This window comes from Microbulbifer sp. ABM4_008, from assembly GCF_056311705.1.
In genome coordinates this window covers 584,035-604,025 of sequence record NZ_CM149970.1, presented here as the reverse complement: position 1 = coordinate 604,025, position 19,991 = coordinate 584,035, and the positions used below count along the sequence as shown (strand labels likewise).

The following is a 19,991-nucleotide window of genomic DNA, read 5'->3' as shown; positions in this document are numbered from 1 at the left end:
ATCGAAGTATGACCAACGCATGGATGATCCGCGCCGGGCGCGGTGGTATTTACAGTGAAGACTTCGAGAAAGGCTTTGCCGCAGTGGGTTGGTCCCAGCTGGGAGACCTCAGCCAATACTCAAGCACCGAGCGCTTGCGGGACGAATACATCAAGATTTACGGCAATGACAAGCCTGCGGCTACCGGCAATGCACTCGCTATGATCCTGAAGTTTCGCGATCAGATTGCCGCAGGCGATTATATTGTGAGCTACAACCCGGAGACTCGGAACTACTTGCTGGGGGTCGATAAAGGGGAATACCTCTACCAGCCAGATATTATCGGTGACTATGCAAACCTGCGTAAGGTGGAATGGCTCGGAAAAGTCAGCCGTGACCAGCTGCCCCAGAAAGCAAAGAACTCCCTCGGCTCCACCCTCACCCTCTTCTCCCTAAGCCAGGAAACCATAGAGGCCTTCCTAACCATATTCGAGGGCCGTACGCTAACGCCGCAGGAAGACGAAGCTGCAGAAACTGATAGCGCACAGCTCAAAGACGAAACCGTGGCCCAGAGCCACGAACTCATCAAAGACAAGATCGCCGCACTGCTGCCCGAGGAAATGGAGGAGTTGGTTGCAGCGATACTGCGCGCAATGGGCTTTAAGGCCAAGGTATCCCCCAAGGGACCGGATCGCGGTGTGGATGTGATCGCCTCACCGGACGGCCTGGGCCTTACCCAACCGCGCATTAAAGCCGAAGTGAAACATCGCGATGGCTCCATGGGCGCCCCCGCCATACGCGGCTTTATCGGCGCCCTACGGGAAGGAGACTCCGGCCTGTTCGTCAGCACCGGCGGCTTCACCCGCGAAGCCCGCTACGAAGCCGACCGCTCCACCTTCCCCCTCACTCTAGTGGACCTCGATGACCTAGCCGACCTTATCGTCAGCCACTATGAAAGCTTCGATTTGGAAGGCCGGGCACTAATGCCGCTGGTGCGGATTTATTGGCCGGTGGATTAACTCAAAGAAACAAACTTGGAAGGATACAAGTGACAAGTAATAGCTCTACTCAAAACACTCGACACAGGGCAAAAACCATCTCATTGTTTTTTGGCCAGAGCCTACTATTTTTCCTGGGGCTAATTTCATTGATTTACATTTTTGTTGAATTTTTCGAAGGCAACTTTAGCTTTTCGGAACTATCCACACAGGAAATGCTATTTGGTTTTCTACTGTTTTCACTCATTAACTACCATCTTACAGCCTCTAAGGAAGCGGGTTTAAAATGGACCAGCATATTATACCGCCCCCTAAGAAATATCGGCTGGTATACCCTAATAGGGTCATTATTTTTTCTGTCAATTCCTTTTATTGCCCTATTAATTACAAAAAATAGTATAGATGTCGATGAGTTTATCCTGCTCATTGGAAAATACGACAGCTACTTGCAGCTGATGGATTTGATTATAGTTCTAATTTGTTTTTACTGGGCAATACCAAAAACTAGCAGTATCCCCAAGCAAGCAACTGGGGAAGATACAGCAACAGAAGGATTGGCCCGATGAAAAAGCACCTCTTAACATTATTAGCCTTTATCTCCACAAATAGTTTTGCCACAGAAGTAGATAGCAAAACGCTGATTCACAGCTGCAAAGAGTATGTCGCTATCTACAATCGTCGGGGAGAAAAGGGCCTAATCGCAGGTATTTCAACCTCGGTGGCCGAGGCGATGAGAGCGGGTATATGCCGTGGCACACTGGAAGAACACACCAAGCATGAACCCTATAGCTGCGGTAGCCAGTGGTATCAACAGGCCCTATATATCGCCAAGCAAGACTCGGAAACCTATCAGGGCAGTAGAGAGCAGCTACTGGAGGAAGCCTGTGGGAGTTAAAGCCAATGAGGGTTTTACGATAGCAGAGGCCATCAAAAAGCTCTTTTCGATAAAACTGTCGGAACATGAGGGGCTCAGAAATAAGATCAATTCACTGAACCGCAATGGCCTGTTCGACTGCGAGGGTCAATTAATCGTCCAGCGTCAATCAAAGAGAGTTCTTCCGGATCAGCTAACCACTCTATATAACGCCGTTATTCTTATGTCGCTACTACCCGAACCCAAGAAGGTCAAAAGGGTCTTTGAGGACAAGGCCTTTCGTCATGACATTACTCCGGTGTTTGGGGCACTGTTACTGGAACGGCGCTCTATCATCGATATAGCGCTACTTAAACCTGAGGTCTCAAAGTTTCTTGAGGTTCTATCCGGCACAGAAAATTTGCGGGAAATAAAGCTAGCCAACCCTTTCGAGACGCTACCGCTACTTGTCCTAGATGGTCCACTAGACTTGATTCAGGCAATACTGGCACAGAACACTAGCTTATCAAATGGTGATGCCATGATGGCCCATTATCTGGAAGGCGATATTGAGGCGGCGTGGCGATCTGCTCAGAAAATAAACACTAAAGATCCCAGACTACTGCAATATGCCCGCTTGATCGAGCGGGCATACCGCGAAGCACAAGAATTTGACGACCTGTTGGATATTCTCCAATAAACCCTTTTTAGTGCATTGCACGAAAACATACTGGCTCCGAACTTAAGTAACGGAGCCAAATTGTGCATTCACTACAAGCTATCCTGACTAAATGCCCCCACCAGATCCACGACTGCCACAGATTGCGGGCTATCGCGTTGCATCAACAACTCTCTGAGGGTATCCCTTTCACTCTTTTGGGGGGCAAGCGTATCAAGCAAAGCTCCCAGATTATCCGCTTTAAGATCGGGCGCGACTGGCGCCTCCTCTATCGTGAACAAGCTAACAGCTTGACCCCCTACTGTTTGATTTCGCGCCAGTGTTTTGACCAAGTTATTCAGCGAAGGTGATATGCAATCGCATTCACACAACTTGTTATTGTTAAAAAGGAATACAAATATGAGCAAGAAATCATCAAAACCCATGACCCAAAGCGCAGCTTCACGTATCACCAGCGCCGCCGCAAAGAAGACTGGAGGTGGCGTCGAAAAAGGAAGCTTTGCCGCACGGGCAACGAGCGCTGCCGACCGCAATAAAAACGCCAAGAAGTAACAGTATCAGCGCGGGCATCAAGCCCGCGCTATTTAACTAAATTACTTATTTTAACCAGTACCATAGAAGAGAATTCCGGCCTGTTTGTCAGTACTGGCGGCTTCACCCGCGAAGCCCGCTACGAAGCCCACCGCTCCACCTTCCCCCTCACCCTGGTGGACCTGGACGACCTAGCCGACTTAATCGTCAGCCACTATGAGAGCTTCGATTTGGAAAGCCGGTCACTGATGCCTCTGGTTCGTATTTACTGGCCTGTGGATTAAAGTTACTTTTTGCTTGATTTCAACTGGTCCTGGATTTATAAGGCAACATAAAGGGAAAATTGAATTAGTAGGTAAACGGAAGCAATGACTAAGCAATACATCCACCAGTTTAGAACTATGGAGGACCTTCGGGAAATCATTAAAGAATTTCAGGGGTTCGTTGCACGACCTACCGTCGGAGAAAACCATCCCACACTCTATGACCCGAAGAATACTCCCCCTGGAGAGAAACTGGTACAGGGGCTTAGAGTAAAAGATTGGTACCTATCTCCCGACTATCAATGGGTTTTACCCCACCCGCAAATGGGTCTTTCATTTTCTTCAAACTGGCAACACTTGAAGGGTCTGCATAAAATGATGCAGAAACACAACCCTAGTACGGCAGTGCATGTTTACTGGGTATTGGAGGCAGCGGACATTCCTCCAGGCTTAAAGTTTGTGCCAGATCAAAAGAAGAAAGGACACCACTTTCTTACTGTTACGGACAAAATGCTAGTGCATCAGCTAGTGGAAAAGTTAAATTGGATCGCAGACCGAATGTCGGTCATTAAAGATGCGGGGTTCACACTATGATCGAATATAGATATCCAGAAGAAAAAATCGTCGCTAAATATTTTGCCGAAATCCTAGAAGACATTAAGGCAATCGAGATTATCGAACGTGGATACGTTACATCTGCAGAAGAAGCCACTCATCTAAGTAAATTCTTCTGGGCCATGATTGAAAAATCGGCCCAGGGTGTTGAAATTCCCTGTGAGGAAAGCTCTGAATACTGGACTGAAAAGCTTTACAACACGCTCGGTGGCTACCTGGAAGAAGCAGGCTATGAGAAACAGTGGGATGATGAAGTTGATAATGCTTAAAATCCTACCCTCCCATATATAAGGTGAATAATGGGATGGCCGAAGTGACCTATAAAATCGGCTTTAATTACACGGATTTCTATAACTTAGATTTAGACCTTGAAGAACTTGGGAATACTCTTGATGAAACTCTGGGTGAAGATGAGTTCTACAGTTATAGCTGGGACAATATCTCTCTTAAAGATTATTGGGTAGATATAGGCGCAAAGTTTGTAGACGTCGGGCTTAACAACAATGCAAACCCCGATATTACAACATGGAATGGCGCAAACTTAGTATTATCGCCGCATGCCTATGACAAACTGAAAAACTACCTCAGCTCACTGGGGGAGTTTCTACCACTCACCATCAACAATCAGACTTATTTTGTTTTCAACTGCCTAAATACTGTACAGGCGGACAAAAGTGTAAGCGAAGCAGACATTGTGGATAATTTATGGATGGGAGTGAAAAGCATAGGATTTGATGAAAGTAGCGTTAAAGACAACCTAATTTTCAAGAGCAAGTTTGACCGCTGTTCAGAGCTCTATTGTGGAGATAAGTTCAAAAATTTAGTAGCAGAGCTAGGCCTTAAGGGGCTTATATTCAATAAAGACCTCCTAACCTCTTTTTAATTTATACGTTAGTGGCACAGTCAATTGGAAAGTAAATCCGTACAAGATAATTAGTATATTGAGTAAAATGAATACCTAACATTTGCAAGCGATGATTGAGTTTAGCGAGCACGAAAACACTTTCAAAGGTGTGGCATTATATTATTCCAGAGAATTAGAAAATCAATTTGCCGAGGATCTCATACTCGGAATAAATGATATCAATTCCGCTAACGAAGCCAGAAAGCTCACCCAGTTTTTCTGGGACATGGCAGACCAAGCAGCTGAAGATTACCAGGCCGACGAAGAGTTAGAGTTTGAAGTAGATCTTGAGAGCTGCATGGAAAGATTAATGAATATTTTCATCGGCTATACCAAAAGAGCAGGCTTTAACCAACAATGGGTTGAAGAATCCAATAAGACTAACAGCACTTAAAGTTGTTTTCACCATCGAGTCCAATGCCAGCTATTACCGGCCTTTCATCTATCCGCTTCTCTAGCGCTATTATTCTCGGCGGCTCAATAAAACTGGCCAACAGTTTCCCGCCATCAGTGAACTAAAATCATCAATAATTCTTCTATCTATTTTTTCTTCATAGACATAATAGACAATAAATCTCGGCTGCTTACCAGTGCCTAACTTTGACTCTTCATAAAAACAGAAGGAAAAGTGTTGAATAACCTCATCACCGTCTACATCTTCATAAGCCACAGTAAGAGAGTCCCATGAAGGCGAAGATATACCCTTAAGTAATTCTTTTTGGGCACGCACATTATGGTCCTTGTAAGCAACAGTCAAACCTGCAAGCTGGTTGCTGGACACATGGAAAGACAGTTTCGTATCACCAAATGTTTCCGGTAGAGAATACATAAAATCTGCTTTATCCGCTTTTAATACGTCAGGAACTCCTGCCTGCGCAATCATAGAAAAAGAGGCTAGCAGCAATATTAAAATTCCACTTTTCATCATCCACCTTTCAGCTCTTTTGATAAAACCGCCCTACCTCATCAAAGACGCAAGAAATTCTAGCAAGTTAAAAATACAAATCACATCAACTAGAAAAAATCTACAGACCAATATACCAATCACCTGTGAGATATAGAACCAGACAACCAATAAAATATAGGCGCACAAATAATCTTATTGGATTTTATTAAGTTTTCTTCAGCGTCAAAGCTGCGTAGAATCGAAAGATATTTATCAATATTTTGGGCCGTGATCAAATCGGCTTCGACAAGCCAGCAGCCCAAGATAAAACAAGAACATCAAGAGTTATATAAAAGACCCACTCTCAAAGGAGAACGGTAGCGTGACGTAAGAGTAAGTAAAAGGCGCTGACCCAGGGTGCGGCAACACCCGGGGCCAGCTAACCAAATTGATACCATAGTTATCAAAGTGGCTCCATGAATGGTACGCTAGAAACCCGCTCGTCTTCAATAAAAGGTTGCAAATTCAGTAACCTGAGGCGATTCCCCAAGCACTGGGAGTCTAGCGCCCGCCTTTTCTTCTTTTACGCCTACCGTTCTCGCGCCCCTCCTAATGCCTGCAACCGATATTACTTTCCTGGCCTTCCCGTTGCGGGAGGTTTGCCATTGCTTTGCGTCTCATTAGGAAACCAATATGTTGATTTTAAACCGCCGTACAGGCGAGAACCTCAGGATTGGGGAAAATGTCTCAATCACAATATTAGAAGTTAAAGGTAATCAGGTGCGGGTAGGTATAATCGCCCCCAAGACCTTACCGGTTCACCGTGAAGAGATTTATAGGAGAATCAAAAGACAACAGAGGCAAGACAATGGGGATAAAAAGCAAATTTTCCCAGTAGAGTGAGCCCTAACAATCCTGCTTTGGTCCTACTACTTCAAAAACGATAACTACCGCAACCCTTGTGTAATCGAACAATCTGTACAGCATTTAGGGCTTCCTTATTCCAAAGGCCCCAAATGCTGGACAGAAAACTTTAACACTGCTTAGGCAAGGTCAATAAATGTAACAATTTAGCCAGCTGTACCAGTTAATGCAGAAGATACAAAAGCTGGCAAAATACGTTGTTCTATCAAGCCCAGGGTTTTGTCATCATCTCTGTGGCCGGTGATAGCAATCACCAAGTCAAGATCTTCAATGGAGACCACATACTGGCCACCACCGCCCCAGCCAAACTTTGCGATATATTTCTTGTTGCCAACCTTCAAAGGCGTTCGCCAGAAGAAGTAGCCGTATGAAAAATTGGTATAGTCAAACTCATCATCTGTGGGAACAGCTACCTTTCCAGTGGCCTTGGCAATATACGCTTCCGGAATTAATTGCTGACCATTCCATTTGCCTTTATTGAGCACTAAAGTGCCCCACTTAACCATACTGCGCGATGTCATCATGGCTCTTGACCCTGCCTGGGGCACCCCACTAACGGCTTCCTTCCAGTGATAGATATCTATCCCCATCTTCTCTAGCAGCTCTTTTTTAATAAAGTCGCTGGCGGAAACGGGAACCACGGCATCCAGAACCAACATTGCAATCATTGGATCTGAGCCTTGGTATAAATAGGTTTGCGAATCAGAAGTGATCGGCTTACTGTGACTCAGATAGACTTGGGCTAGCTTTTTCCCGGTTAACTGCTTTTTGTCTTCCAGTAAGGCATCGAGTTTTTCCTCTGCAATACGGATTCCTGACTGCATGCTCATGGCATGATTCAGTGTGATAAGGTCTGCGCCTTTAACAAGCTGCTTCCTATCCAATCCTTTCAGGAAGGAAGTGACAGGCTTGTCTAGGTCTTCCATGGTCAAATAACCTAACTGTATCGCCCTCCCAATTGCCAGGGCTGTATAGGCCTTGGTGGCAGATGCTTGTGGGTGAGGAAAATTAACGCGACCAAGGGAATAGTAGGATTCAAAAACCAGTTTGTTGTTTTGAGCAATTAGCAAACTGTCGTAAGGTGTATGTTGGTTATCAGCTATTTCTAGTGCCAGCTGTTGCAAACTCTCCTTGATTACATCTATCTCTCCAACAGGAATACCGTCTTTTCTATCCGCTGGAGCTGTATCAATAAATGCTTTTTTAAGCTTTGGTATTGATCTCTCCAGGCCTGTGAGGTCACTACCATAGTCGGCCATATTTATTTCTGGAGCATGTAAGTCTCCTGCGCCCGCAGTGGCGCTTATGCCGTACATTAAGCCGATTGTGATTAGCTTTTTAATAATCATCTTTGAGCCCAAATTTATTTATAATTAATATGATTCGATATTCCATTGATTAGTGTTTCAGCTTATCGGCAAGCCAATAAATACTGCGCACGGATGTCTTTGGGAATGCTGTAGTGTGATTCGCCGATTCGATAACCGCAGGCTCCAGAGTTAAGTTAGCTAATTCTTGGTCCTTTAACTCACTAACGAACCTTTCTACCGTAGCGCCCAGCTCCTTCTCTAATGCACCGTAAGCAATAAATACGTTTGTTTGCTTGGCTAGTTCCATCAATGGTTTGTTAGGCTCTGATTCAAGTCGGGAATCCATATAAGTGCCTATCAATCTTGATGGGCTACCGATAATGTAGTTTTGAAAAGTATCCGGTTGGCTTATTAAGGCATAAACCCCAAAGAGCCCCCCGAATGAGTAACCGAAATAAGTACGGTTATCTGGATTCGCGCGGTAATTGCTTTCGATATACTTAATAACGTCATTTCTTATAAAGGCAAGATGCTGATGGGCCTCTCCTTTATAGGTTTTTTTATCTTTATTATCTGAGGGTAGTACTGGCTTAAAGTCCCGATATCGACTCGACCATTCATTTTCATCAGCTGGCATATCTTTCTGCCAACCAATACCCACCAAAATGGCATCTTCCAGTGCGTATTCAGTAGTGGCCGATAGTATCTCAACTGCCCATAAAGCATCTGTATAGTAAATAACCGGGTGCTTCTTAGTATCACTCTCCTCGTATTTCTCGGGCAGCTTAATAAACAGCTCGTATTCTCTATTACTGCTGGAGTCCTGAATGGGTATTACTTGGATTGTGGATAACTCCAGGGCCTTATGCTCACCTGCTTCAAGGGCAGCGATAGGTAGCAACAGGAGAAAGGCGACTAGTAAACGCTTTTTCATATCAGTATTTATACCGTTACATGTGATCGGAGAAGCGTTCAATCTAAACAAGGAGCCTATGAAACACCTGAAGTGCACCTGACTTTTGAATGACTTTGTTCTGTTACTATAAAGTGCTTATTTATCAACAAGTTACAAAGTCTGCTTTAGCTGTAATCAGGGTTTATGCTAGTATCCATTGCCAAAATTTAGCTCATATTTTGTTCAGGTAGATACATCAATGACTTCACAATATTGGGTAGGTGACTTCTTTGTTGATTTATCCAGAAACCAGATCACCCGACATGAGCACTCGCAAACTGTCCCCCCTAAAGCCCTTGCTGTCTTAACCCACTTAGCAAGACATCAGCGAAAAGTGGTGAGCCAGGATGAGTTACTGTCTGAGGTCTGGCCGGATACAATAGTCACACCCAATACGCTGCAAAGAAGTATTGCGCAACTTAGAAAAGCCTTTGGGGAAGATCGGAAGCAGCAGTCTTATATTAGGACCCATGCGAAACAGGGTTATAGCCTGGAATGCGATATTGTTTGGCAAGATGGTGATTCTATTCCACAGGGTAAGACAGCACCGGAAGAGGAAGCTCCCTCCCCTACTCCCCCTGAGCATGAAATAGATATAACACCGGTTAATCCAAACCACCAAACCCAGACGATCAAACCAAATCGATTTCCAATCTTTGCACTTGTCGGGTTGGTGTTATTAGTATTTGTTATATTTAAACACTCTCCGCCCGAGCAAAGCTCTCAGCTTGTATTTGATCGATTACAGGCGGTAACTGCAACTGACCGTAAAGAGTTTAGCCCCTCTTATTCGCCTGACGGTGAATATATTATATTTAATCGTTACTTAGATAAGCTCTGCGTTAATAAAATCTGGGCCAGAAATATTCATACACAGAAGGAAACAGAGTTAACTCCAGAATGGGGTACTTATGGCCGCCATACACTATCACCGGATGGCAAGAAACTGGTATTTATTTCTGAAGAAGACTGCACCATACCGCTAACCCAAAATACTTGTTACAACTTGGTAAGCCTGGATTTTCAAAAGGCATTAGCCAGCCCACAACAGCCAAATGTATTAATGCGCTGTAGAAATTCCGCGATTAAGAACCCGGTATGGCTAAATAATAATGATCTCGCTATTTTGCACAAAGAGACTGACCGTTGGCGGTTGATCAACTATTCAGTCAAGGATAATGCCAGTCGAGTCCTTTATGACCTGGAGAATGGAAATCTGGCCTATTTTGATTACTCAATAAGTGATGGATTAATAGCCGTAACCAGCCATCATCAAGATGGCCAGCTTTATATCGATATGCTGGATTCCAAGGGGGCGCTTTTATCCAGCCACCCGATAGACTATCCGGATGAAATCCCCCAGCGCAGGACCATATCCCCTAACTTTTCACCGCTTACAGATGAGTTAATCTTTAGCACAGGGCGGCGACTCTTCTCTCTCACTTATGATGGAAAGGTCAGTAAGCTTGATTTACCCCTGGATCAGTCTGCCAGCTCGCCGGAATTCCACCCAAATGGGCAGAGGGCACTTCTGATTAAGGGCCGATACGATAGTGACATTGCATCAATACCGCTTAACCAACCTGAGTCAATCGATACACCTTCGGACGAAGATGTCAGCGAACTCTACCCAAGCACAACACGGTCGATTTTGGGAGAAGATGATGGCATTTTCCAACCCAATGGCAACCTGATTGCATTTACATCCAGGCGCTCTGGTGAAGATCAGGTGTGGATAACTGATGGCAGCGATTTACGGCAAGTCAGCCAGTTTCCAATGGATACCAATATCTACGGCATCAACTGGTCTGCCGACGGCCAAAGCATACTGGCGAGTGCCAATCAGATACTGACTAAGATCTCCCTGGACGATAGCAGAGAAACCTTCTCACTAGCCCATCCAGTTGACCGACTGTTCCAGTGGGATAGCGTGAGTAACCTCGCACTGTTAACTCTAACGGTGAAAGGTGTTACAAAGTTTGCAGAAGTAAACCTGGATAATCTCGAAGTAAGCATTATCAACGATACCCAAGTTAACTGGGCCCAAAGAAGCGAGGATGGCCGGCTGATCTATATGGATCATATGAACCGCTTCTGGCAGCCCGGCCCTGCGGAAGACCAGCTTATTGAAGAGCTGATTAATCAGGGCAGTGAAAAAAGGTTTGTGATCAAAGAGAATGTGATTTACTCAATCAATCGAGATGACCAGCTGTGGTCATACGATCTCAGCACTGGTGACTTTTCTATCTTGAGGGAAGTGCATAGGGATATCGATTACCTGACCGATATTAATCAGGAAAACCTTATGATTACCTATGTTGTTGCCGCCAAAAAGGAAGTGGCAGAGTTATTCTTACGGGAATAGAAATATAGCCTATTTTAGTTTTCAAAAATAAGATGGTTAGCTATAAACCATCTTACTTCCCAACCGCGATTTAATTCAAGATATCACTCTTATTTTCTATCAACTAAATTGCATGGCTACTTAAAAAGTTTCATAAGCTGTTCAACCATCCACATATGAAGCTGGCTATGGTTAGATCGACAATGCCATGCTGCTATAACTTCAAATTTTGGTGTTTGCGTGTCCAACTTAAGGGGAACAACTTTTTTGTTGGGCAGTAATCTTGAGGGGTAAAAGGCAATTGTGTCTGTAGCTGCGATGATATCTGGGGCGGCAGAAAAGCTGGGTATCGACATAACAATATTGCGTTTTAGCCCCTGCATCGCAAACCACTCATCGTGTGATCCTTTGAGGTTTGCCCGTGATGGTGAAATGATCAGTTGCGGAAGCTCGGCTACATCTGCCAATGTTAATGACTTACCCTTCAGTGGAGACTTTTTTCCCGCTATACAGACATGCTGTTCCTCAAATAACAGCTTGTATGGCAGATCATCCGGAATGAAATCAGGAAAGGTGAGCGCTAAGTCGATCTCACCAGCCACCATTAATTGATTGAGATTATCTGTTTCAAAGTCCCTGACGATAACTTTAAGTTCTGGGGCAGATTTACGGACGACCTCTAATAGCTGGGGCAGTACCGATTGAATCGCATAATCCGTGGCACTAATACTAAAAATCCCTCTATAAGTTGCCGGATCAAACGCTATTGGGGTTAGCAGTGACTCTACATCCTTCAAAATACTGCTGATCCTGCCTCCCAGTTGCTCAGCAACAGGGGTAGGCACCATTCCGTTGCCTTGCCGGATAAACAGCCGGTCATCAAACACTTCTCTCAGCTTACGCAACTGTTCGCTTATCGCTTGCTGGGTTAACCCCACCTTTTCGGCTACCCGGGATAGATTTCTCTCTTGAAGCAGTGCTTCCAGTATACGTAGCTGTTTTAGGTCCAGGCGGCTTATACCATTCATAGTTGTAACCAAGACAAAGAGTAGTTGTTTCAAATTGTATCCTTGCACCTCTAGTATTCCCACCATTACAAGGCACAGCCAAAACTGCCTGGGGCTATTCAGTTGCCCTTATCACCGCTGCTTTTTACCTGTGTCTTTTCAAACACTCACTGCAGTCAGGTTTTAACAGGAAGGTCATTATGAAAAACGAGTCACTATTCAGTGAGATCAACCTGGGCCCTTACACCCTGAAAAACCGTATTGTTCTGCCACCCCTGACCCGATCACGCAGTAGCCAGCCTGGAAATATTGCCAATGACTTGATGGCTAACTATTACTCACAGCGTGCTGGTGCTGGGTTTATGGTTACAGAAGGCACACAAATCGAACCAAGAGGCCAAGGCTACGCTTGGACACCCGGAATCTATTCGAAGGAACAGATCGAAGGCTGGAAAAAAGTAACCAAAGCCGTGCACGATCAAGGCGGTATCATCTTTGCCCAGCTATGGCACGTTGGGCGTGTATCCCACACTTCATTACAGCCTGGCAGCGCAGCGCCCGTTGCGCCCTCTGCTATCCGCGCAGACGCAGTTAAGGTATTTATCGAAACGGGGCCTGGGGCCGGCGCATTGGCGGACCCCAGTGAACCCCGCGCGCTGACAATAGAAGAAGTTAAAGAACTGGTCCAGATGTATGCTCAAGCTGCACGCAATGCTATGGAAGCAGGCTTCGACGGCGTTGAGCTGCACTGTGCCAACGGTTACCTTGTGAACCAGTTTATTTCAGAACATACCAATCATCGCGATGATGAGTATGGTGGTAGTTTAGAAAATCGTCTGCGTTTCCTTAAAGAAATTGTTGCAGCGGTATCAAAAGAAGTTGGCGGCGAACGGCTCGGTGTTCGATTTGCACCGCTTTTCGAAAGTACCGATGAGGACAGAGTCTACCTTGGTCTGGTAGAGAGTGATCCCCACAAGACTTATATCGAGGCTATCAAGCTGCTAAACGAAGCTGGAATTGCCTATCTGTCACTGGCCGAGGCGGACTGGGATAATGCACCAGATTTGCCTGAGAATTTCTATCGAGAAGTACGTGAAGTCTTTAGCGGGCGCATCATGTATGCAGGAAAGTATTCCCCCGAAAAAGCTTTGCGGGTGCTTGACGCTGGTAACGGAGATATCTTTGGCTTTGGCCGACCTTTTATTGCCAACCCGGATCTTCCCACACGTATTCGCAATGAATGGCCACTCAATCAGGTTGATCCAAGCACTATGTATGGCGGTACCGAAGTAGGATATACGGACTACCCCCCATACCAGCCGTGATCTAATGTAGGTTGGGCTCGTTCATTATGAATTGCTAGCTGTAAGTTATATTTCTATAAATATTTCTAAAGTCTATCAGCGCTATTTAAAAGGCATAAGCGCTTATTGATTAGAAATAGATAGCCTCAGAGAATTCTATTTTCTGGGGCTTCTTTTTCCAGACAACTCATAAGAGATAATATTTTTAAGCCTTAAAGCTATACCTTTATCTTATGCAAACACTCATTACCCTGAAAAAAAATAGATTTATAGCATCAGGTCGATGAGTAGACCGAACTAGACTTAGGTAAAATGTAAAACCCGAAAATTTAATAAGCCTCAAGTTTACAAGTATCTTAAGGCACCGTAAAACCATCAATATTACTAATTAGTTATATTAGTATAAGATCAAGCAGCCTTCTTTGATAAAGCTACCGCAATATTACTTATCGCAACTTCCATAGAAACTTTTCCATCCAAGTAAGGCTTCCAATACTTATCAAGAAGTACTTTGTAGTCCCAATGCCCGCTATACAGGCCACGTATTTCGGCATAAGGTACATACTCAGAGTCATCCTCGAATATCACTTTCTTAACTATTTCTCCAACGGTATAGAACTGTATCGGATGCCAAATTCCTTTATGACTGTCCAGCCCCAGCCGACTAAATTCTGTATTAATGACCCGCTGCAACTTACTATTTCGACCTACTCCATTAGCATGAGAGATTTCATGGAAAAACATCTCAAACGCATACCAGTCAGTATAATCTGAGTAGGTACTATTAATAATCGTTTGAAAGCTTCTCCCGGAAGTGGTAGCGCCCTGGCGCATTCCAGGTTTGTAAACAATATTTACCGTATGCTCATCAAGAACCAGCTTTTCATCAAATAGCTTTTCCAAGCTGCTAGAAACCCTATCTCCATAAACATCAAGTTTACTTTTCAAATTCAGGTACCAACTAAGATTTCTCGCTTGATGGGCCGGCCACAACTTTGCTTTATAAATGGTTGATAGGTTATTTATATGTGCATATAGAACATTTTCCACAGAACCTTGCTTAACGGCGTGATGTGATAACAAGAGTGCAGTTAAATCTGAAATCTCAGAATTAGACCTGATGATATGTATATTTTTGTCAGCGCCATATTTCCTATACTCGCTAATTACCAGGTCAAAAATCTCTAGCTCCTCAACAGAAAGAGTTCCCCCCTTTTTTAAATCATTATGTAAATCTTTATCTCTCGCTAACTCATATAAATAGAGGTGTAAATTTAGCAACAGCTCATTTTTAAATTTAACCGAATGCCAATTTTTCACTCCATTGACAAATGGGCTCTCAGCAAGAACAGAACAAGACAGAGCGGAAATTACTAGAGCTAAGAATAAAAGTCGAAACATAACAATAGTACCATTTATTTTTAGTATATTTATATTTCAGAGATCATCAGATACTAATAAAAACACATAGTTCAAAATATTAGCCGATATATAAACACGCTAACTTAACCTATGTGGATACTCAAATGCAGCTTATAAAAAATAGCTTTTATCCTGCGGTTAACACTTTTCAAAACTATCTATCTCAGCCAGAGGGATACTTTCACAAGTAATACTTTAATTGATAGGCTAGTTTTTGGACAAAAAGTCCACTAAATAGCCAAGCAATCGCTTACCCTTATTGCTATAAAGGCCACTTGTAGGACTCGTTGTTATTCTTCATGTAAAATACCTTAACCCAGTACACTGTACTGTTTTAAAGAAAACTACAATTTCCAGAGCCCAAAAAGAAATGAAGAACCTCTTGAGCATTATTACACTAGCCCTTGCTACTGCTTCTTGTGTGAAACTCGAGGTACAACCCGGCAACGTGATCGGGGACACTGTAGATGCGGGTAAAGAGGCGTTCCAAAGCATCAAAAGAAGCCGTAATGGTGAAGAAGAGAGAGACTTCTCTCACAAAATCAGCTATGACCCAGCTGTTTCTAATGCCTTCAACATCACCAACTGTAAGAAGGAAATGATGGAGGTGATTTCTGCCTCTGAACTTACCGTCTCACAAATTTTGACTGAATCTTCTGAAGTTGTTGGAGAGGAAGATAGCAAGAGCGTACAGTGCACAGTAAAAGCGGTAGTCACTAAGAACAGCTAATACACCGAGCTCCAAGTCCAGAGAGCCGTGATTTTAGCTTCTTGTAGAGCCACTCCAGGCTCTACTTCACTTCTCTCATACCCTCTATCGGGCTTTCTGAATATCACACAGCCAAGGAATGGGAAAATGATTAAAAGTCTCTCAACTTTACTTACCATTATCTCGCTAAGTATGTCCTCTATCCTGGCTCAGGCAGATACTCCTATCAACGAAATAAACCACCTAATGGAGTTTGTCTCTGCTTCAGAGTGTACCTTTATCCGCAACGATAGTGAGCACACCAGTCAGGAAGCAGTGGAGCATATGGAGAAGAAATATAAGTATTTCTCCAACAAAATTGATAGCGCGGAGGATTTTATTAGGCTAAGTGCGACCAAGAGCACCTTTAGTGGTAAGCCCTACCATATTCAGTGTGCCGATGAGCCTAAAGAAGAATCCCAAAGGTGGCTTCTGAACGAATTAGCACGCTACCGTGAAACGACACGGCTAAGATCCAATGCTAATTGAGAAACTAGCAATTCAATCAAAATAGCATGGTAAATGCCGTCACCAGTTGGTTTGGCTCCGACTTCAACAAGCTAAACCCGCTACTACAACGCCTACATACAAAAGGGGCAAAGCTCTCCGGGGAAGTTAAAGTTCAGTTCGGCTCTGGATTAGCTGGAATTATAGGCAAACGAATTGCTGGAAAGCTGGGTGTCCCAAAAAATACAAAGGAATCTCCTTTTTCAGTAAATATTCAGCACACCCAGCATAAATTAGTCTGGTCTCGTACTTTCTCAAATAGCCATTCAATGATTTCAGAATTTGTACCTATAGGGACAAGAGAAAAAGCTGGTTATTGGATTGAAAAAACAGGGATAATTAATATCCGACTTGGCGTTTCCATAGAGGAAGGAAACTGGTTTTGGGTCCCACAGTCAGTTTCTATTCTTCATATCCCAATTCCCTCTGCCTTGAGACCCAGGATCACTGCGGGCAAATCAATCATCAGCAATCAATATCACTTTGAGGTATCGATTTCGTTACCCATTCTAGGGTTTTCATTTGGCTATTCGGGCATATTGCGTGAACAACTCCCTGAAACTAGATAGTTGTGCGATTAACCTCTGGTAAAAGGTCTTTCAAAAACCTTGATTACATATACTTGTAGCCGAGCGTAACGAGAGATAATCTCACTAAAAACAATAGTGAAAGATATATGGAAAGTGAACTGCAATCACTTCGCGCGGAACTAGCCCTGCTGGAGCGAGACAATCGCCGTCGCATTGAGATATTCGAACAGCGGTTATCGGCTTTAGAAGCGCAGATACAGCAAGATACTGGGGATCAGTTAGCAAGTCAGCTCCCGACAGTGGATGAGCCTGAAGATGAACTATCCCAATTGATGGGGACTCATCCCTCCAGATCCCCATCGACAGAGCAGGCTACTCCCCCTCTTCCTGAAACTCCAACCCAGCCGGTAAGCACTATCACCACTGCTCCTAATATAGCCAGAAAGCCTAGTAGACAGGCCAAATGGCTATCTGAAGAGCTACCGAGCCTATTGGAACCTGCTCTGGAACCCATTAGCCGAGTATGGGGCTCCCTGATGAGTTTCTACCGGCACTACCAAAGCCAAGGGAAGGCTCCTGTCTTCTTTATGACCGCTGCCGGTATCCTGGCGCTGGTGTTTGGCTTTGCTTACCTGCTGCAGTTTTCCTTCAATGCCTATTTGGGGCCTGTAGGTAAAGTGACTTTGGGCTTCCTGGTAGCAGCGGCGACTACTACAGGTGGGGTCATGTTCAGGCGGCGCATGCCCAACATGGCAGACTACGGCTCAGGACTGATCGCTCTCGGGGTCATACTGCTTTACTTATGTGGTTACTTTGCTGGGCCTTACTATCAGTTGGTTCCGATTCCTATCGGTGTGGGGCTGCTTGTAGTAACTACCGGAGTTGCTTATTTACTCGCCCTACTATTCGAGACCCGGGTTGTTTCCATGGTGACTCTGCTGGGTGGAGCCACCATGCCCTTGGTGGCCAATCATTTTGATCCATCCGCAGTTATTTATCTCAGCTACTTGTTGGTACTCGCGCTCGCAATGCTGCGTTTGTCCAAGTTGATTCAATGGCCTCAGCTGGCAGTGGTCACCATGGCGCTCAGCGCAGGGATGTTCGAGTTTTCAGTCGCAAACTTGGGGGAGTCTAACTCAAACTGGGGGCTGCTAATGATACTGCATGGTTTCTTTTATGGGTTTGCCCTTTACATACTGGGTGGACTTAGTGGCAAGGAAATGGATAAGAAGCGCCTCGGTTTGCTGGTAGCAAACCTGGTGCTATTTATTCATATTAGCTGGTCTCTAGCACCCACTGCTAATGCATTAGGTGTGGTTTGGTTACTCAACCTAATACCCTGGACCGCGCTCGCCATCTACTCACGCCACCTGTTCGGCTACGGTATTAATAGTGCCTCGGCCCGCAGTACCCTCGCAATGGCTTTACTCCATGGGGGCTTGTTAACAGGCCTGGCAATTCTGGCACTCTGCAGCCCTGAATTTTTGGGCATTGTATGGTGCCTGGAAGGCCTTCTGCTGACTTACCTTGGAATACATTTTGGTTTTATCAGTGTGCGAACTGAGGGCTATATCGCTCTAGCCCTCGCCGGCGTAACCTTATTCTTGCAAGCTCTCGTATGGGTGGCTGAGAGCTTGGTTCCTGCGCCACAACTATTATCCTTAGAGGTGAGTGCAGGTTGGACTAACTGGCTGACCCTCAGTGCTGGTGCCTTTGCGCTCACCCAGCTATTACGCCGTAGTGCCGGTAAAATCACTCCCGCAGAGCAACGTTTCGCTTATATCGCAGATAATGCCTTCGGACTGCTTTTATCTGCGAGCTTCCTGCTATCGGTGGGTATTATCTGGCCGCAAGGGATGTGGTTGCTGGCACCACTGCCAATGACTTTCCTGATCTGGCGTAGCCAGCGCATGAATTCAGCATTTAGCGAGTGGCTCGGTCTCTGGCATTACCTTCTGTTGTTTGTCCCACTGTTAGCCAGTGCATCGGTTGTAGGCAACCTTCATTTCTACGATCAAATCCCCTACGGAAAAATCGCCAGTATTGAAGCTTTCCTGGGACTTTGGTTGCTCGCAGAGCTTTATCACCAGCTGAAAATACAATCACCAGGGCAGAAGCTGGCATTGGCACTGCGTAAACTCTTTTACGCTTTACTGCCCATTATTGCCTTACCTACCATACTGTATAAGGCCAGTGACTACTTCACTGTTGCTATGTGGTTCTCGTGTGGTATTGCCCTATTCCTCTACACATGGCTGCGGATGGAACATCTAAAACAAGAAGTTCGCATTTTGATTTCTGCTGCAAGCCTTATCACTATCGGCGGTTGTCTCCTACAAGAGTTTGTCGGCTGGCAGGGCAAGGCGATGGAGGGGCTATTACTGGGAGTCGCCAGCTTCATAGGGCTCATATGGCTTGGCCAGGGCTTAAAGCGATACCCCGCAGGTAGGGAGTGGCAGCATGCTATTCACTGGGCACTGAAGCCTGTATTCCCGATGGCCTTCTACTATTTTGCGGCAGTACTGATAGCTGTCAGTTACACTTTAACTCATGACTTTGTCCTGTCATTACTACTCACCCAGCTCTATTTTGGAAGCCTCTTTTTCAGCCAACCCAAGCTGGCACCAGTACGCAACCAACTTACGCCCTTCTACATGCTGACACTGGGTGTTTTTGAATTAATCACACTGATTCAAGTCGGAGCTGTCATTGTGAAATCGCACAATGCAGAGTGGATTGGAGCCTATAACCTGGTCTCTCTTGGCATCGCTGTCCTACTGGCTTACCACAAAACCCTGCCTACGAGAGCCGTTTGGTCTGGTCATCGAATGGCAAATATGTGGCTGGTGCATGTTACCGCGATTATTGTTTACGTAGCTCTATTAGCACAGCTATTTGATGCCATGTGGCTACCGGCAGTTTCTTTCGTTCTCGTTGTCCATGCAACCCTACTATTGTTCCAGACATTAAAGCCCGAAACCCAGAAGTTACTTAAGTTGTCACTAATTATCTACGGCATAGCTGCACTGAAGATTGTGCTCTGGGATATGCAGGACTTCTCACTAATACAGAAGATAGTCGTTTGTATGTTAGTGGGATTGTGTATGCTGGGGGCGGCCTATCAATATCAAAAATTTTTGGCAGCCCAAAATAGTAAATCCTAAACGTAGCTCTCTTTCACACAAATAAAAATGGGCCTTTCAGGCCCATTTTTATAAGATGAAGACTTTAT

Annotated in this window: 22 protein-coding genes and 1 pseudogene; 18 read left to right on the top strand and 5 right to left on the bottom strand. The window is 44.8% G+C overall.

What is annotated here, in order from left to right:
• Positions 1 to 8: 8 nt before the first annotated feature.
• The 11 genes and pseudogenes from ACYX4J_RS02620 (at position 9) to ACYX4J_RS02570 (ending at position 5,216) form a co-directional block, all read left to right on the top strand.
• Positions 9 to 998, top strand: coding sequence for a restriction endonuclease (locus ACYX4J_RS02620; protein ID WP_476177827.1), 990 nt, complete (start codon positions 9 to 11; stop codon positions 996 to 998).
• Positions 999 to 1,027: 29 nt separating this feature from the next.
• Complete coding sequence (locus ACYX4J_RS02615) at positions 1,028 to 1,543, top strand: hypothetical protein (protein WP_476177826.1); 516 nt, start codon at positions 1,028 to 1,030, stop codon at positions 1,541 to 1,543.
• Positions 1,540 to 1,872, top strand: a complete 333-nt coding sequence (locus ACYX4J_RS02610) for a hypothetical protein (RefSeq protein WP_476177825.1) — start codon at positions 1,540 to 1,542, stop codon at positions 1,870 to 1,872. Before ACYX4J_RS02615 ends, ACYX4J_RS02610 begins: the two co-directional genes overlap by 4 nt.
• Positions 1,862 to 2,530, top strand: a complete 669-nt coding sequence (locus ACYX4J_RS02605; RefSeq protein WP_476177824.1) for a hypothetical protein — start codon at positions 1,862 to 1,864, stop codon at positions 2,528 to 2,530. Before ACYX4J_RS02610 ends, ACYX4J_RS02605 begins: the two co-directional genes overlap by 11 nt.
• A 62-nt stretch (positions 2,531 to 2,592) precedes the next feature.
• Positions 2,593 to 2,859, top strand: a complete 267-nt coding sequence (locus ACYX4J_RS02600) for a ParE family toxin-like protein (RefSeq protein WP_476177823.1) — start codon at positions 2,593 to 2,595, stop codon at positions 2,857 to 2,859.
• A gap of 1 nt (position 2,860) precedes the next feature.
• Entirely contained in the window at positions 2,861 to 3,061 is a 201-nt protein-coding gene (locus ACYX4J_RS02595; protein WP_476177822.1) for a hypothetical protein, read from the top strand.
• Between the two features lie 44 nt (positions 3,062 to 3,105).
• A pseudogene (locus tag ACYX4J_RS02590) lies at positions 3,106 to 3,324 on the top strand (restriction endonuclease); the annotation flags it as partial.
• An 84-nt stretch (positions 3,325 to 3,408) separates the two neighbouring features.
• Positions 3,409 to 3,897, top strand: coding sequence for a hypothetical protein (locus ACYX4J_RS02585; RefSeq protein WP_476177821.1), 489 nt, complete (start codon positions 3,409 to 3,411; stop codon positions 3,895 to 3,897).
• Positions 3,894 to 4,187 (top strand): hypothetical protein, encoded by a 294-nt coding sequence (locus ACYX4J_RS02580; RefSeq protein ID WP_476177820.1) that lies wholly within the window; start codon positions 3,894 to 3,896, stop codon positions 4,185 to 4,187. The genes ACYX4J_RS02585 and ACYX4J_RS02580 overlap by 4 nt, the downstream gene beginning before the upstream one ends.
• A 35-nt stretch (positions 4,188 to 4,222) precedes the next feature.
• Positions 4,223 to 4,801: a hypothetical protein gene (locus ACYX4J_RS02575; RefSeq protein ID WP_476177819.1), complete on the top strand. Its 579-nt coding sequence runs from the start codon at positions 4,223 to 4,225 to the stop codon at positions 4,799 to 4,801.
• An 82-nt stretch (positions 4,802 to 4,883) separates the two neighbouring features.
• Positions 4,884 to 5,216, top strand: coding sequence for a hypothetical protein (locus ACYX4J_RS02570; protein WP_476177818.1), 333 nt, complete (start codon positions 4,884 to 4,886; stop codon positions 5,214 to 5,216).
• A 69-nt stretch (positions 5,217 to 5,285) separates the two neighbouring features.
• Here the strand turns inward: ACYX4J_RS02570 and ACYX4J_RS02565 are convergent, their stop codons facing one another.
• Positions 5,286 to 5,750 (bottom strand): hypothetical protein, encoded by a 465-nt coding sequence (locus ACYX4J_RS02565; protein WP_444940775.1) that lies wholly within the window; start codon positions 5,748 to 5,750, stop codon positions 5,286 to 5,288.
• A gap of 651 nt (positions 5,751 to 6,401) precedes the next feature.
• Between ACYX4J_RS02565 and csrA the strand changes: the two genes are divergently transcribed.
• Positions 6,402 to 6,611 carry a carbon storage regulator CsrA gene (csrA, locus tag ACYX4J_RS02560; protein ID WP_413663294.1) on the top strand — a complete coding sequence of 70 codons (210 nt, stop codon included), beginning with the start codon at positions 6,402 to 6,404 and terminating at the stop codon, positions 6,609 to 6,611.
• A gap of 167 nt (positions 6,612 to 6,778) precedes the next feature.
• On the opposite strand, the gene ACYX4J_RS02555 is transcribed toward csrA, so the two are convergent.
• Together ACYX4J_RS02555 and ACYX4J_RS02550 are read right to left on the bottom strand one after the other, a co-directional pair.
• Complete coding sequence (locus tag ACYX4J_RS02555) at positions 6,779 to 7,981, bottom strand: serine hydrolase domain-containing protein (protein WP_476177817.1); 1,203 nt, start codon at positions 7,979 to 7,981, stop codon at positions 6,779 to 6,781.
• A gap of 49 nt (positions 7,982 to 8,030) precedes the next feature.
• Positions 8,031 to 8,876, bottom strand: a complete 846-nt coding sequence (locus ACYX4J_RS02550; RefSeq protein WP_476177816.1) for an alpha/beta hydrolase — start codon at positions 8,874 to 8,876, stop codon at positions 8,031 to 8,033.
• A gap of 220 nt (positions 8,877 to 9,096) precedes the next feature.
• Between ACYX4J_RS02550 and ACYX4J_RS02545 the strand changes: the two genes are divergently transcribed.
• Positions 9,097 to 11,262 (top strand): winged helix-turn-helix domain-containing protein, encoded by a 2,166-nt coding sequence (locus tag ACYX4J_RS02545; protein WP_476177815.1) that lies wholly within the window; start codon positions 9,097 to 9,099, stop codon positions 11,260 to 11,262.
• Between the two features lie 116 nt (positions 11,263 to 11,378).
• Here ACYX4J_RS02545 and ACYX4J_RS02540 read toward each other — a convergent pair whose 3' ends face one another.
• Entirely contained in the window at positions 11,379 to 12,335 is a 957-nt protein-coding gene (locus tag ACYX4J_RS02540) for a LysR family transcriptional regulator (RefSeq protein WP_476177814.1), read from the bottom strand.
• Between the two features lie 113 nt (positions 12,336 to 12,448).
• Between ACYX4J_RS02540 and ACYX4J_RS02535 the strand changes: the two genes are divergently transcribed.
• Entirely contained in the window at positions 12,449 to 13,573 is a 1,125-nt protein-coding gene (locus ACYX4J_RS02535) for an alkene reductase (RefSeq protein WP_476177813.1), read from the top strand.
• Between the two features lie 387 nt (positions 13,574 to 13,960).
• Here ACYX4J_RS02535 and ACYX4J_RS02530 read toward each other — a convergent pair whose 3' ends face one another.
• Positions 13,961 to 14,953 (bottom strand): hypothetical protein, encoded by a 993-nt coding sequence (locus ACYX4J_RS02530; protein WP_476177812.1) that lies wholly within the window; start codon positions 14,951 to 14,953, stop codon positions 13,961 to 13,963.
• Between the two features lie 391 nt (positions 14,954 to 15,344).
• Here ACYX4J_RS02530 and ACYX4J_RS02525 point away from each other — a divergent pair, with 391 nt between their 5' ends.
• From ACYX4J_RS02525 to ACYX4J_RS02510, 4 genes are all read left to right on the top strand, one after another.
• Positions 15,345 to 15,704: a hypothetical protein gene (locus ACYX4J_RS02525; protein ID WP_476177811.1), complete on the top strand. Its 360-nt coding sequence runs from the start codon at positions 15,345 to 15,347 to the stop codon at positions 15,702 to 15,704.
• Between the two features lie 126 nt (positions 15,705 to 15,830).
• Entirely contained in the window at positions 15,831 to 16,211 is a 381-nt protein-coding gene (locus ACYX4J_RS02520) for a DUF5329 family protein (protein WP_476177810.1), read from the top strand.
• 26 nt (positions 16,212 to 16,237) lie between these two features.
• On the top strand, positions 16,238 to 16,798 hold the full coding sequence (locus ACYX4J_RS02515) for a DUF4166 domain-containing protein (protein ID WP_476177809.1): 561 nt from the start codon (positions 16,238 to 16,240) through the stop codon (positions 16,796 to 16,798).
• Between the two features lie 107 nt (positions 16,799 to 16,905).
• Positions 16,906 to 19,923, top strand: coding sequence for a DUF2339 domain-containing protein (locus ACYX4J_RS02510; RefSeq protein ID WP_476177808.1), 3,018 nt, complete (start codon positions 16,906 to 16,908; stop codon positions 19,921 to 19,923).
• Positions 19,924 to 19,991: the final 68 nt, after the last annotated feature.